Origin of the sequence: Xanthomonas euroxanthea (assembly GCF_903989455.1) — a bacterium.
In the GTDB taxonomy this organism is placed as follows: Bacteria; Pseudomonadota; Gammaproteobacteria; order Xanthomonadales; family Xanthomonadaceae; genus Xanthomonas; species Xanthomonas euroxanthea.
Window position 1 is genome coordinate 72,459 of the sequence record NZ_LR861803.1, and the last position, 13,898, is coordinate 86,356.

General features: G+C 59.9%; 13 protein-coding genes. 10 read left to right on the plus strand and 3 right to left on the minus strand.

Features of this window, described 5'->3' with window-relative positions; translation table 11 throughout:
- Positions 1 to 203: 203 nt before the first annotated feature.
- Both H7A86_RS00275 and H7A86_RS00280 read right to left on the minus strand, forming a co-directional pair.
- A complete protein-coding gene (locus H7A86_RS00275) occupies positions 204 to 2,285 on the minus strand; it encodes a M13 family metallopeptidase (RefSeq protein ID WP_119130037.1) in 2,082 nt (693 codons plus the stop codon).
- A gap of 172 nt (positions 2,286 to 2,457) precedes the next feature.
- Entirely contained in the window at positions 2,458 to 3,345 is an 888-nt protein-coding gene (locus tag H7A86_RS00280; RefSeq protein WP_119130038.1) for a LysR family transcriptional regulator, read from the minus strand.
- 135 nt (positions 3,346 to 3,480) lie between these two features.
- Between H7A86_RS00280 and H7A86_RS00285 the strand changes: the two genes are divergently transcribed.
- The 5 genes from H7A86_RS00285 to H7A86_RS00305 all read left to right on the plus strand — a co-directional run bounded on the left by H7A86_RS00285 (position 3,481) and on the right by H7A86_RS00305 (position 8,372).
- Entirely contained in the window at positions 3,481 to 4,233 is a 753-nt protein-coding gene (locus H7A86_RS00285; RefSeq protein WP_039518017.1) for an SDR family oxidoreductase, read from the plus strand.
- Positions 4,234 to 4,414: 181 nt separating this feature from the next.
- Entirely contained in the window at positions 4,415 to 5,104 is a 690-nt protein-coding gene (locus H7A86_RS00290) for a glutathione S-transferase family protein (RefSeq protein WP_119130039.1), read from the plus strand.
- A 336-nt stretch (positions 5,105 to 5,440) separates the two neighbouring features.
- Entirely contained in the window at positions 5,441 to 5,581 is a 141-nt protein-coding gene (locus H7A86_RS00295) for a hypothetical protein (RefSeq protein WP_166744737.1), read from the plus strand.
- 926 nt (positions 5,582 to 6,507) lie between these two features.
- Entirely contained in the window at positions 6,508 to 7,638 is a 1,131-nt protein-coding gene (locus H7A86_RS00300) for an AAA family ATPase (RefSeq protein ID WP_232099157.1), read from the plus strand.
- Complete coding sequence (locus H7A86_RS00305; protein WP_119130042.1) at positions 7,635 to 8,372, plus strand: DUF4435 domain-containing protein; 738 nt, start codon at positions 7,635 to 7,637, stop codon at positions 8,370 to 8,372. Before H7A86_RS00300 ends, H7A86_RS00305 begins: the two co-directional genes overlap by 4 nt.
- A 241-nt stretch (positions 8,373 to 8,613) precedes the next feature.
- Here the strand turns inward: H7A86_RS00305 and H7A86_RS00310 are convergent, their stop codons facing one another.
- Positions 8,614 to 8,835 carry an XAC0095 family protein gene (locus H7A86_RS00310; RefSeq protein WP_180707977.1) on the minus strand — a complete coding sequence of 74 codons (222 nt, stop codon included), beginning with the start codon at positions 8,833 to 8,835 and terminating at the stop codon, positions 8,614 to 8,616.
- 611 nt (positions 8,836 to 9,446) lie between these two features.
- Here H7A86_RS00310 and H7A86_RS00315 point away from each other — a divergent pair.
- The 5 genes from H7A86_RS00315 to H7A86_RS00335 all read left to right on the plus strand — a co-directional run bounded on the left by H7A86_RS00315 (position 9,447) and on the right by H7A86_RS00335 (position 13,788).
- A complete protein-coding gene (locus H7A86_RS00315) occupies positions 9,447 to 9,800 on the plus strand; it encodes a SymE family type I addiction module toxin (RefSeq protein WP_119130581.1) in 354 nt (117 codons plus the stop codon).
- A 60-nt stretch (positions 9,801 to 9,860) separates the two neighbouring features.
- A complete protein-coding gene (locus H7A86_RS00320) occupies positions 9,861 to 10,598 on the plus strand; it encodes an RNA polymerase sigma factor (RefSeq protein ID WP_232099158.1) in 738 nt (245 codons plus the stop codon).
- Between the two features lie 148 nt (positions 10,599 to 10,746).
- Positions 10,747 to 11,013, plus strand: coding sequence for a hypothetical protein (locus H7A86_RS00325; protein ID WP_119130045.1), 267 nt, complete (start codon positions 10,747 to 10,749; stop codon positions 11,011 to 11,013).
- An 89-nt stretch (positions 11,014 to 11,102) separates the two neighbouring features.
- Positions 11,103 to 11,573, plus strand: a complete 471-nt coding sequence (locus H7A86_RS00330) for a hypothetical protein (protein WP_147421283.1) — start codon at positions 11,103 to 11,105, stop codon at positions 11,571 to 11,573.
- 952 nt (positions 11,574 to 12,525) lie between these two features.
- Entirely contained in the window at positions 12,526 to 13,788 is a 1,263-nt protein-coding gene (locus H7A86_RS00335; protein WP_119130047.1) for a pectate lyase family protein, read from the plus strand.
- Positions 13,789 to 13,898 lie beyond the last annotated feature (110 nt).

Below are 13,898 nucleotides of genomic sequence, written 5' to 3' on the forward strand. Positions count from 1 at the left end.
CGCAGACGAACAAAGTTGAGCATTCCCCCAACGCGATCAGCGGCCAGTGTGCGCAAAAACGAAGTGGTGCCGTCACGACGACTGCATCACGGCCCGTGTCAAGGACGCGATGCCACCATGCGCTGCAGACTGTTCGCACATGCCGCTGCAATGCCATCCATGCATCCACGGCCACCAACCCACCACGCGGCAAAACGCCCGCCTCACCAGACCTGTGCACGCTCCTGATCGGAGCGCACCATCGCATCGCCGGCCTTGCACGAGAACGCCTTGGCGTACTGCGGCATGTTGGACGGCCCGGCGTTGACGCGTACCACGCTGGGCGGGTGCGGGTCGGCGTTGAGCGCCTTCACCTGCACTTCTTCCCGGCGTGCATTGCGATACAGCCGGGCCCAGTTGATGAAGAAGCGTTGCTGGGGCGTGTAGCCGTCCACGGCGACATTGCGCTCGGGGTGTTGCTGCAGATCCAGCATCAGCGCGTCGTAGGCGATGGTGACCCCGGTGAAGTCCGCGATGCTTTCGCCCAGCACCAGCTGCCCGTTGACGTGCAGGTCCGGCCTGCTCTTGAGCGGTACATAGCGGCTCACCAGCTGCTTGATCTTGCCGGTGCGCACTTCGAAGGCCGCCCGGTCCGCCGGCAGCCACCAGTTCCGGCTGGCACCGATGGCATCGAACTGGCTGCCCTCGTCATCGAAGCCGTGGCTGATCTCGTGGCCGATGAACCCGCCGATTCCGCCATAGTTGAGGCCATCGTCGGCCGTTGCCGCAAACAGCGGCGGCTGCAGGATCACCGCCGGGAAGTAGATGCTGTTTTCGCGTGGTGCGTAGAAGGCATTCACGGTCTGCGGCGCCACATCGCCCCAGCTCTTGCGGTCCACCGGCTTGCCGACCTTGGCCATCTCGGCGCGGTGATTGAACGCCGCCGCCCGCTCGATGTTCTGCAGGTAGGTGCCGGTGTCCAGCTGCAGGCCCGACCACGTCCGCCAGGTGTCCGGATACCCGATCTTCGGCATCATGTTGGCCAGCTTGTCCAATGCCTTGGCCTTGGTCGCAGGGCTCATCCAGTCGGCGTGCGTGATGCGCAGCTTCATGGCGGCGCGCACATTCTCCACCAGCGCCAGCACCTGCTGCTTGGAGGCCGGGGGAAATTTCTGGGCGACATACAGCTGGCCCATTGCCTCGGCGATCGTCTGGTTCAATGTGGTGATCACCTGTTTCCAGCGCGGCTGCTGCACCTGCCGGCCCTCCAGCGTTGTGGAGTGGAACGCGAAGTGGTTCTGCGCGAACGGCTTGCTCAGTGCCGGTGCCGCATCGTCGATGGTGCGGAAGCGCAGGTAGGCTTTCCACTGCGCCACCGGCGCGCGCTGCAACTGCGCATCGAATGCCTTGAAGAACGCCAGCTGCGACAGCGCCAGGCCGCCTTCCCCGTTGACACCTTGCGCGGCCATGAAGCGGTCCCAGGCAAAGTGCGGCGTCAGCGCATTGGCCTGCGCGGTGGTGAGCCAGTGGTACATGTTCTTCGGCTCGCGCTGCTCGGCCGGTGTGAGCAGCGCGGCGGCCAGGCGGCTTTCCAGCTGCAGCACCTGCCCGGCCTGCCCGGCCGCTTGCTCGGCCGGCACGCCGGCCAGGACGAACGTGCGCTGGATGTACGCAAGGTAGGCCTTGCGGATGGGCGCGTACTGCGCGTCCACATAATAATTTTTTGCGGGCAGCGTCATGCCTTCGACCAGGGCATAGCCCACCATCTTCGACACGCTTTGCGCGTCGGGCTGGGCAATGAACTGGAACAGCACGTTGGCGCCCTCGGCGTGGCGCTGGGTGATGAAGCCGGCAATATCGCCCGCATCCGTCAAGGCATCGATCGCCGCCAGCCGCGGCTGGATGGGCGCCGCGCCCAGCCGCTCGATGCCCGCCTCGTCCATGCCCGAGGCGTAGAACGTCCTGACCAGCTCCTCCACCGAGCCGCTGGCCGGCTGCGTCTTCAGCAAGGCCTCTGCAATGGCGTGCTGATCCCGATAGCTGGCGTTGTAAACGTCATACGAGGTGCCGATGCCCACCTCGTCGTCGGGGATGCCCCTGGCCAGCGCCTTGCCGTTGGCAAAGGCATTCAGATCCTGGCAGGCGTCGGCACCTGGATCCAGTTCGTTGATATCCAGCGCCGGCGCCGCCGCGGTGGCTGCCGCCGCAGGCGTGGGTGCGGTGGGCGCGGTCGCTTGCTCGCCGGCCTGCTTGCAACCGCTCAATGCCATGAAGGTGGCAAGCGCGAGACTGTGTCTGCTCAACATGGGCGTGGCAGCCGTGCATGGGGAAGGTGCCGCGAGCTTAGGCGAGCCTTGCGCGCAGGCCGCGCGCGGGCGAACAAAGTTGAGCATTCCCGCGCCCGCAGCGGCACATGCGTGCAGGAAAGCGAAGCGCCGGCGGCGCCCCGGCACCGGCACCACCGCAGCGCAGGTGGCGCTAACGGTTGAGCTGCGGAATCTTTGCAAACGCCTCGGCAATGAAATCCATGAACACCAGCGCGCGCTTGGGCACCAGCCGGTTGGCGGCGTAGACAATCTGCATCGGCGCCGGCGGCGGCGCAAAGGCATCCAGCACGGTCTGCAATTCGCCCGAGGCCAGGCCTTGCTCGTACAGCCACGCCGGGCCCAGGCCGATGCCGAGCCCGGCGCTGACCGCCGCGCGCGCGGCCTCGGGCGAGTTGACCCGGAACCGGCCGGACACCGGCACGTCGGTATCGCGGAAACGCCAGCTCGCCCCGGTGCTGAGCAGCGTGTACAGCACGCAGTCGTGGTGGCGCAGGTCCTCGGGCACGGCCGGCACCCCGCGCCTGTCCAGGTAGGCGCGGCTGGCCACCGTCACCCGCGTGAACGCGCCGATGCGGCGTGCGCGCAGCGCGCTGCTGTCCAGGTGGCCGATGCGGATGGCCAGCTCCGCGCCTTCGTCGAGCAGGTTCACGTAGCGGTCGTTGATCTGCAGGTCCAGCTCCAGCGCCGGAAACCGCTGCAAGAACGCCGGCACCAGCGGCAGCACGAAGGTGTGCGACAACGCCGTGGGGCAGGCCACCCGCAGCAGCCCGGATGGCTGCACATCGTCGCGCAGCGCCATTTCAGACTCGCCCACTGCATCCAGGATGCGGCGCACCTCCGCGTAATAGCGCTCGCCCTCCGGGGTGAGCACCAGCTTGCGGGTGGAGCGGTTGAGCAGCCGGGTCTGCAGGTGCTGCTCCAGCGCCGCCACATGCCGGCTGACGTTGGGCTGGCCCAGCCCCAGGTCGCGCCCGGCGGCGGAAAAGCTGCCCGTCTCCACCGCGCGGGCAAAGCAGGTCATCAGCAGAAACAGGTCCATGCGTCCTCGATTCATGCGCACAGCGCATGAAGGTTATGTTCCCGCAGGATCTTATAGCAGCAGGCGCATGGGGCGAAGATGCCGCATCGAAGGCCGCCATACGGCGGCCGGGCACCGCACCATCAGGAGCACACCATGTCACGTCTTGCAGGCAAACGTACCCTCATCACCGGCGGCACCACCGGCATTGGCCTGGAAACCGCCAAGCAGTTCCTCGCCGAAGGCGCCCGCGTCATCGTCACCGGCGTCAACCCCGACTCCATCGCCAAGGCCCAGGCCATCCTGGGGCCCGACGTGCCGGTGCTGCGCGCCGACTCGGCCAGCGTTGCCGCCCAGCAGGAGCTGGCGCAGGCGGTGCAGGCCCATTACGGCCAGCTGGATGTCGTCTTCCTCAATGCCGGCGTCTCGGTCTGGGTGCCGATCGAAGAGTGGACCGAGCAGGCCTTCGACGCCTCCTTCGCCATCAACGTCAAGGGCCCGTACTTCCTGCTGCAGGCGCTGCTGCCGGTGCTGGCCAACCCCGCCTCGGTGGTGCTCAACACCTCCGTCAATGTGCATGCCGGCATGGCCCGCTCGTCGGTGTACGCCGCCACCAAGGCTGCCTTCCTCAGCATGACCAAGACCCTGTCCAGCGAACTGCTGGGCCGCGGCATCCGCGTCAACGCCGTCAGCCCCGGCCCGGTGGAAACCCCGCTGTACGACAAGCTCGGCGTGCCCGATGCCTACCGTGCAAAGCTCAACGAGGAGATCGCCGCCAGCATCCCGATGGGCCGCTTCGGCACCCCGGAAGAGGTGGCCAAGGCCGTGCTGTACCTGGCTTCGGACGAATCCAGCTGGACGGTGGGGTCGGAAATCGTGGTCGACGGCGGGCGCCTGCTCAACGGCTGAGCCTGGCGGCCCCCCGCCAGGCGCCGGCAGGCGGCGCGCATCGCCGCCCTGCCGGCACCCACCTGCGCCTGCGCATCGCCATGCCCCGGTTGCATGGCGATGCGCAGGCGTTTTCTGCCATGCAGGCACGGCCGGCCCACGGCTGCCCTGGCACCACCTTTTGCAACGCGAGCCACTGCCCATGCCCAACACCCTCACCCTGATCAGCCACCCGCTGTGCCCTTTCGTGCAACGCGCCGCCATCGTGCTGCTGGAACACGATGTCGCCTTCGAGCGCGTGGACATCGACCTGCACGCCAAGCCGGACTGGTTCCTGGCCCTGTCGCCCACCGGCAAGGTGCCGCTGCTGCGCATCGGCCAGCCGGACGGCAGCGTGGCCACCCTGTTCGAGAGCGTGGTGATCTGCGACTACCTCGACGAGACCAGCGGCAGCACCAGCCTGTACCCGCGCGACCCGCTGCAACGTGCACAGCAACGCGCCTGGATCGAGTTTGCCGCGCCCACCTTTGCCGACGCCTGGCAGTTCCTCAACGCCAGCGACCAGGCCAGCGCCGACACCGCCAGCGCCGCCTTCCGCGGCAAGCTGCAAAAGCTCGAGCAGGCGCTGGGCCATGGCCCGTATTTCGCCGGCCCCACGTTCGGCATGGTCGATGTGGTGTTCGCCCCGCTGCTGCGCTACTTCGGCCTGCTGCCCGCCGATGTCTGTGCACCCCTCTTTGAAGGGCTGCCGCGCATCGGCGCATGGCGCGCCGCCCTGGCCGCCCGGCCCAGCGTCATCGGCGCGGTGGCGCAGGACTACGCCAGCCGCTTCCAGCAGCATCTGCACAGGCAGCGCGCCTTGCTGGCAGACGCGGTGTGTGTGCCCGCGTAAGCAGCCAAGGCCAACGTGCAGGCCTGGCCGCATTGCATGCCTGCGCCAACACCTAGCCCTCATTGCTACGGGCTTGCACCGTAGCAGTCAGGCAGAAACAGCCGGCCTTGCGCCGGCTTTTTCATTTCAGGGAAGCGGAGATGGCAACGCCAAAGACGCGGGTCAATATAGACGGCTGATCCGGACTACGTGGGTTTGCTTAGGACACCGGCAAGCGGTTGGATCTGACGGTCTTGCAGTATCTGCCGCATCGCGCGCTGCAACCAGACTTGTGCGGCCAACTTAATCGGCCTAGCGTCGCCTGGTCACCATTCGGGTGGCGAGGAGGTCACACGCATGGCGACCAACGAGAAAACCGGCCCCAAAGCAGCAAAGGCGGCTAGCAAGGTCCTGAAAAGTGGCAGCACCGGCAAGGATTCAAAAACAGCGGCCGCGTCCGCTTTAAGTCAAGCGCCGGACAAGAAAAAGAAGAAGTAATTAAGCGAACACTGCAGTAAATAAGCGAGCACTGCAGTAAATCGGTGAAGGCGCTCGACCAAGCACGAGCGCCTCTCACTCAAGTGATCTCAGGGCGTGGAGTCACATCCGATGACACCGCTGGTACAAAATGCCGGGTACCCCGCTGACAAAACCTCTACATAACGGTAGGGTGCAGACTGGAACGGGGGTTTTAAGTATGGGAAGCAGATGGGGAAGTACCGGGTTTACGGCTATGGGGTTATTGCAATGTCCGCTTGGGTTCGTTGTAGGACTTGGCAATTTCTTTCATCCTAAACAGCATGCTGTGTCTGACGGAGCAACGCGACCTAATCGCACAATGCTTGAATCAATGCACCAACGTAGCGCTCGCCATGTGCTGCATGGTCGCGTTCGCTTGTTTGTCGCGCGCCCAGAACTGCAAACTGCTGGAGACCCGAACAAAGGTAGATAGCTGGGCCGCAACACCTAAGAAATCAATATAAAAAATCCTCGATTAAAAATCGATAATCATATAAAAACGGGAAGACTTACATGAGTTCTTACTACGTGAACAATAGGCCGCAGCTTACTGGAGAACATGAGGTCCATAAAGATGTATGTGCTTATCTTCCTACTGAGCGTACGTATCTGGGGGAATTTTTTAACTGTAAAGACGCAGTTGTCGCAGCCAGAAGCTATTACAGCAAAGTAGATGGCTGCTTTTGGTGTTCAAAAGATTGCCATACACGCTAAAAGGACTCAACAAAACACGGTGCGCGTATGAACTGGTTGGTGGCGCTCGCTCCGTTTACAACTTCCGATGGGCAACCCCTTTTTCATTCCCGAGATTCCTCCATAGTGGAGATTTCTTAGGTAGGGCCGATAGTTGTATCAATCTGAATCACGCAACGATTGATCAGGTAGATTAACAGTTAGGGATAATGGTGAAGATAATTACTTTTGATGTCACTGGGCTATTTGGCCGCGACGAATCGGTACGATTAAAATTCAATGATGACATAAATATCATTACAGGTAGAAATGGCTCTGGAAAAACCAGTGTCTTGAAGCTGTTATGGTATGTCATGAGCGGCAACATCCTGCTTGCTCTTAAAGAGGTCGATTTTAAGAGAATTAGGCTTGTAACAGATCTTTATGATTGTACCGTCCACCGGCTATCCAAGAATACCTGCAAAATTGATTGGTTGCAGGACGGGAAGTTACGAGAATTTACAGATGTTGAGGACCATGAAGGTGACGTATTCTTCAATGCGGAAGATGAAGCAAATAAGTACCTTCAATCATTAGGATCTTCAATCTTCCTGCCCACTTTCAGAAGAATTGAGGGTGGGTTCACCATGTCTGATCGCGACCAACCCCCGTTTGCTCGCAATGCTAGAGGACGATCTGAGGTTGAAGATTCACTTGTTACGCTTTCTGGGAGATTATCTAACCGCAAGCATGTGTTTGTTGCTTCGCTCAGCACAGTAGATATCGTAGATCTACTATTTAAGAAATATACTGAGTTATCAGAGCAATATAATTCTTTGCAACAAAAGACATCTCAGGAGGTCATCAAGCGGATAAGAGATTTCAAATCTGACAAAGGAGAGCAGTCTGGAGCCCTGCAGTTAGACGAAGCCTACCGCGTTCTAGACGAGGTTCGTCAGCAAATAGAAAGTGTGGAAGGTTCGCGGGAAACAATCATGCGTCCAATTGAGGCCGTCCGTGAGCTTGTAATGAGGCTTTTTAAACATAGCGGAATCCAGTTGGGCAAAATCAGTTTCGGTGAAGCGGCAGGAGCAGTCAACTCAGATATGTTGTCGGCAGGCGAGAAACAGATGCTGAGCTTTATTTCTTATAATGCTTTCTATCAAGATGCTGTTTTTATAATAGATGAGCCAGAGCTTAGTCTTCATGTCGATTGGCAACGACAACTTTTCCCAACCTTGATGTCACAAAAAACAAGCAACCAATTTGTTATCGCAACTCACTCGCCATTCATATACGGTAAATATCCAGACAAAGAATTGCAAATTGATACGGATCGTGGGGATCAAGGGGCATCTGAATGAGTACGCCTCTCGAGATGTCGATGGACGAGATAATTGCGCTGCTAAAAAAAACGTCACTCCCTACCATAGTTATAGAAGGCAGTGATGATGTCATCATTTACAGGAAGCTTGAAGAAAGGCTCTCAGACAAGGGGGTTTCAATCCTTCCGGTAGGAGGTAGAAGTAGAGTCATTGAGATTTTCAATCGGCGCAACGAACTAAATGCAGTAAAAATAACATTTATTGCGGACAAAGATTGTTTCGTATATGAAGGCGTTCCGCCGGACCTGGAGCATGAGCTGTTATTTTTTACAGATGGATACTCTATAGAGAACGATGTTTATCGTGATGGCGACCTTCCTGCTATTCTGACTGAGATGGAAGCTAAAAAGTACCATCAAGATTTGGAAAAGTTCATTCGATGGTATGCGCTTGCCATGTCAAGATTTATCGAAGGTCAGGACTCAAATTTAAGTCTTCATCCAGACAACGTTTTCGAATCTTACGACGAGTTAAGTAATTTACAAAGTGGCGAAGACTATCCTGAAAATTTGAGATTGAAGATATCTGAGGATTACGGAAGGTTGCTGCGAGGAAAGTCACTTTTAACGTTGCTTGTAAAGCACGCAAGTTACAGAGGGCGTGGTGTCCGCCACCACACAAAGTCGCTACTAGAAACCGTTGCAGCAAGGCCGGGGCCTTTGATAAGCAACCTCTTTAGCCGAGTTTCAGAAAGGTTCGTAGCGCTCGCTTAAATATTATTTTATAAAACAATATTTTTTCTTGACGTTAGCTGGCGTAAGTAAAGCCATTGAATATGCTCGTGGAGTTATTCAGATAGTTTAAAATGGTAGAATAAGAAGGTTAGATTTTCTTTCTGTCAGTGAGATGATGGAATCGAAATCTTCTAACCATTCCGACACAGCTGCTACCAGCGCGCTCCATGTCGAAGCGACGATGTGTGGGTCGTTCTTGTGCGTGCATTGATGCATTCCGCTACCACACACTATCCAAATCCTCCAACACATCGTCTACCTGCTCGGCAAGGTGCTGTAGGCAGTGCGCCCATTGCTGCAATGGAATGGCCGGCATGCCCATGGCGCCTTCTTCGCGAGCGCGCGGTGCGGCCAAGGTGGCCAGCAGGCGCAGTTGGTCGCGTACGCGTAGCAGGTGGTATTGCGTGCCTTCGGACATCCAGTAGCCGGGTTCGTCGTGCATGCCGCTCTCCTTGCCGTGAAGCGGCTCCCGCTGCACAACGCAGCGGGATGCCGGGAGGCTAGAAACCGCAGACAGCCGGCGGGCTTATTCCCCTTGCGGGTGTTGTATTCGCCGCCCTCCCGGCGCAAGAACGCCGAGCAGTGCCAGGCCAGATGGCCGAGCACAAAAAACCCACCAAATTCTCGGAGGTGGGTACCGCTGTCTGTGTGGAGTTTCTAGGCTCCGAGCGGAAGTGTGCGTGTGGCGGTGAGTTGGGTCAAGTTGAAGCGATGTCCGGTGCCCACATGTGCGGCTTTGCACGTAATTTTTTCGAATGGACGCGCGGCGGCAATGACGCACTAGTTACCAGTTGACACACCGCCAAACAGGTAGCAATCTCGGTTGCAAGGAGCCTAGAAACTCCTCAGACAGCGGTACCCACCTCCGTCAAACCGGTGGGTTTTTTGTACCTGGATTTTTTGTACGAGTGCAGCCGACGCGATGCGTATGTCGGAGTGCAGCTAATGCAAAGCTGTCTGGGAAAACAATTCTGAAGTCTGTCTGCGGTTTCTAGCCTCCCGACATCCCGTCGCGTCGTGCGACGGGGCCTGTTCGTCAAGGAGGGCTTTGCCATGCGTCGATCCTCATCCCGCCCCACGCCTGCGCGCAAGCGCGCCACGGTGGCTCCGCCTACCGAAGTCGTCTGGCGCTCGCTGGATCCCTCGATCCCGCCGCGACGCTACCTCGAGCGCACGCCCATCCCCGAACCCCGTGCCGAACCCCGCACACCACGGCGGCCCGGCCGGCCGCGTGCGCCGCAGCAGTGCACCGTTGGCTATGGGTACTATCCCGACAGTCACCAGCGCATTCCTACCCTGCGCCTGCGCGGCCGCTGGCTGGAACAATTGGGCTTTGCCATCGGCAGCAAGCTACACATCCGCCAGCGCGATGGCGAGCTGGTCATCAGCCTTGTAGACCCACATTGATCACGCCGCAGCGCATGTGCGCACCGCATGTGCCCGGCCCGTTGCTGGAGACGTCGCATGATGAGTGAGGGCATGACCGGCGCGTTGTGTGCAGACCGCCACGGTGTCATCGGGCAGGTGGTCGCGCCACGCGCGTACGCCGCAAGCGCGGCGCCGGTTGAGCGCTACGGCAGTCGCCCCTGGCGCCACCGCAGCGCCTACGCCGTGGGCGAGTTGCCGGCCCGCGCGCCCGCGGCGGGTCTCTACGCGCTTGGCCGCTTCACCACGCGCTGGCACGTGCGCGAGGAGCGCGCGCCGCCCTGGGAACGCTTCGACCAGGCCGTGGTGCAGCTGCAGGCAGAGCTGCTCACCTACATGCGGCGGCGCCTGCGCGACCCGCACACCGCCGCCGACCTTGCCCAGGAAACGCTGCTGCGCCTGCTGGCCTACCGCAACACGCCAGACATCCACAGCTACAAGCTGCTGCTGTACCGCATTGCCCACAACGTGGTGCTGGAGCACTGGCGTACGCGCCACCGCAGGCACGCCGCCCGCCACGTGCCGCTGGAGGACAGCGAACCGCTCGCCGCCGCCGGCACGGCGGTGGACCAGCTGGTGGACGCCCGCCGCACCCTGCAGCACCTGCACAGCCACACGCTGCCCGCGCTGCCGCCCAAATGCCGCCAGGCCTTCATGCTCAACCGCTTCGACGGCCTCACCTACCCGGAAGTCGCCGCCGTCATGGGCATCTCGGTCAAGATGGTGGAAAAACACATCAGCCGCGCCCTGGCCGCCTGCCGCGCGGCGGTGGGCGAGTGAGGTCAGGGCATCGCACTGCGTAGGTTGGCAGTGCATCGAGACCGGCCGGCTAGATGTGCTTGGTAGTCACGCCTGCCAACCTACGTCGTCCATGGGAAGGAGGTAGAGTCGCTCCTGTTCCTCTCAAACATCCAACTCGCCCGGCCTTATGGAATATCTCTGCAAATCTCTGATTGCTGCGTATGTCTTCCTGGAGTTTTCCGGGGACGACCTTATCGATCCGGACGCGGCGGTGAAAGCAATGGAGGCGATGACAGCCGAGCTGCAATCTTCATCCGCAGAGGAAAAAGAGGCACTCATCCAGACATGCGCGCAAGAGGCCGCTGCTCTCCGATCGGCCTCTCACGACGAGCAAATAGCGCAGTTCATTGCAGACCTTCCGCAAGCCACAGGCCTGATCGAATACGATGGCTGACACTCTAATCAAGCCGATGCCGCCTGGGGGCGCAGCTCAATTCGGGCACCCGTTGTATAGTTAGGTTGCTTACCCTTGGAGGTTTAGCGATGGTCGAAAGAGCTTCTATAAAGATTTTCTCTTCATCCGCTGTGCTCTTTGGCATTGTAGGCAATTGCCTGGCGGCGGAATCATGGCTGCGAGATACGCCAACCACATGGCCGCATGGCGCCGAGCCAGAGCAACTACCGCTGACCAGTCACGTCGAGCTTCCGATCTCCATGTTCGAGTCGGCGGCGCGCGAACTCCATAGCCATGCGGCCGTCAAGCTGCCCGATTATGGCCCCAGCAACTTTCTCAGAAGGGAGTTCGCTTGCCCTGACAAGACGCAGCCTTACCTGGTCAGGGCCGTTTTTACGAATGGCTCGACCGGTGGATACCACTTGCGCCGTGTCGGAGACGCGCTTTGGGTAGGTCATGACTCGCTGGGCCAGTCGACCGGCCCACATCGATCCGCTCTGCTGGCTTGCCTGCCCTTCGACCCGTCGGAGGTCTATGTGACAGCCAGCGGCGCGATGTAGAGAGGCATCTCTACAACGTCGGCACCTGGCCGCGCTGTTGTTGCTTTTTCGAACGCTGCTACTCCAACAACTGGAAAAAAGCAGGATCCGGAAAAACCGGGGTTGAAAACCGTGGTCAGAGCTATTTCTCGTCCCATTCATGCGGATCGAAGAAAGGTGAATCGACTGATAGTCGGTGATGATCAATGCGGCGTTTTCAGGCAACAGCCGCTGGTCAGTCTGTGGATGCCGCATCCTCTGGCTGGTCATCGATAAGGCATTCCCCAAGGTCGAAGTAGAGTGCAGCGCCGCAGTTGGCTTGCGCCATGCGGCGCCGCGTGCGCAAGCTTGCGTCGGTTACCGGCGTCTAAAGCAGCCACTGCTCCCAGAGGAATGCGATGCCGCTGCCGGCCGCGTGGTATTTCATCACCTCACTCAGTGAATCGGTAGTCTCCAGTCGCGCTCAATCGTGTTGCCACTCCGCTGTGAGCGCCAGCCAGGTCATCACGTTCTCGCCTGCGGCGATCATGTGCTGGATTGCCACCTGGTGCGCTTCGCCTGATTGATGCGTGCCGAGGTGATGAGGCATTGGCCCGGTCGCGCATCGAGTTGCCAAGGCCAATCATCGCTGTGCCTTGCTCATAGCGATGCCAGCGCCTGGTGTGTGCAAGAGCGCGTCATCGTGGTAAACCAGCGGCGAAGCTGAAACAGATCAAGAGCGATTGCTGTAGACGCAGGGTGCGCCACGTCATCCTGTTAAGACTCCGTTCTCTGCTCTTCGCTCCCGTCTCCTTGGGTTCTCTTTGAGCGCCAACGACTGTGACGCGCAACGGGGACCCAGCGCGAGAATTCCCCTAGTGTTGCATCAGGCAGCGACGGCGAACGCAAGTCACTCGGCTCGCCGCCGATTGCCAGTCAGACGCGATCGCCCCCTCCCCCCACAGCACAGCGCCCCCCAGCGCAAAGGTTCTTCATGATCGATGTCATCAAGCGGAAAATCTTCTCAAGACGTTCGGTCATGGGGCCCGTGTTTTCCACCGTCATGCTCCTGGCTGGAACGACAACCGCGGCACTGGCAAGCGAGCCGGTCGGCTTCGGCGCGGGAACTACCGGAGGCGCGGGGGGCGAGGTGGTCGATGTCTCCACACCGGAAGAGCTCAAGAATGCCTTGTGCCAGCGTTACCAGGGCTATACCTGCGTAGACGACACGCCTCGCATCATCCGCCTTAACACCGTCATCGACTTCACGGCAACGCTGGGAACCACGTCCACAACGGGCTGCGTTTACGCTGACAGACAGTGTGCAGAGCCGAGCGGGAAGCAGGAGCGGGTTCTGGACAACGGGTCATACTGCAGCGGTCGTACAACGTTCCCACTGACCTACGACAACGCAGCGAAGTCACTGCTATCCGTGGGTTCGAACAAGACGCTGATCGGTGTCGGGGCATCGGCGGGGATAAAGGGCACGGGCTTGTCGATGACCGGCGGTGTATCGAACATCATCGTGCGGAACCTGTCGATCACCGATCTCAATGAGGGGATCGTCTTTGGCGGCGATGCAATCAGCATCGATAACGCAAGCAGGATCTGGATCGACCACAACGCGTTCGCACGCATCGGCCGGCAGATGATCGTGACGGGCTGGGGGCCGGCCAAGGCAGTCACCATTTCCAACAACATGTTTGATGGCGAGACCGCGTATGGGCACTACTGCAACGGTCGAAGCTCCTGGATCATGCTGCTGATCGGCGAAGCTGAAGAAATCACCCTGCTGGCAAATCACTTCCACGCCACCGCAGGGCGTTCGCCGGAAATCGGCACGGGCGGCATGATTCATCTGGTGAACAATCTGTATACGTCCAACTTCTATTTCGGCGCCACTGCGTCAAGGGACGTCAACCTGTTGGCCGAAGGGAACTACTTCAATCCAGAGGGCCAATACTTCTTCCCTGTCGCCAGTACACCCGGCGATCTGGTGTTCGCGCCACTGGATGAGAACGTGTCCTCCACGGGGTCGCTTTGCTCGCAGACGCTGGGGCGTTCCTGTGTCACCAGTTACACGGAAACCGGACAGGAATCGTTTCTGCTGGACACCACGGTGATGTCAAATATTGCCGGCAATGCGACCTGGAAGAATGCGATAGGCAGTGTCAGGCCGATGATGTCCAACGACGTCGCCAAGTCGGTGGCCGCCAACGCAGGTCCAAGAGCCGATCCGGATAGCGTTAGCCGGTAGTTTCAAGCGGGTAAGGGATATCTGGCGGCGTAAGGTGCGCGATGTCGCAGGCACCTGCTGCGCCGACATTTGGTGTCTTACCCAAGCATGTCGCTTGGCGCTGTACTACA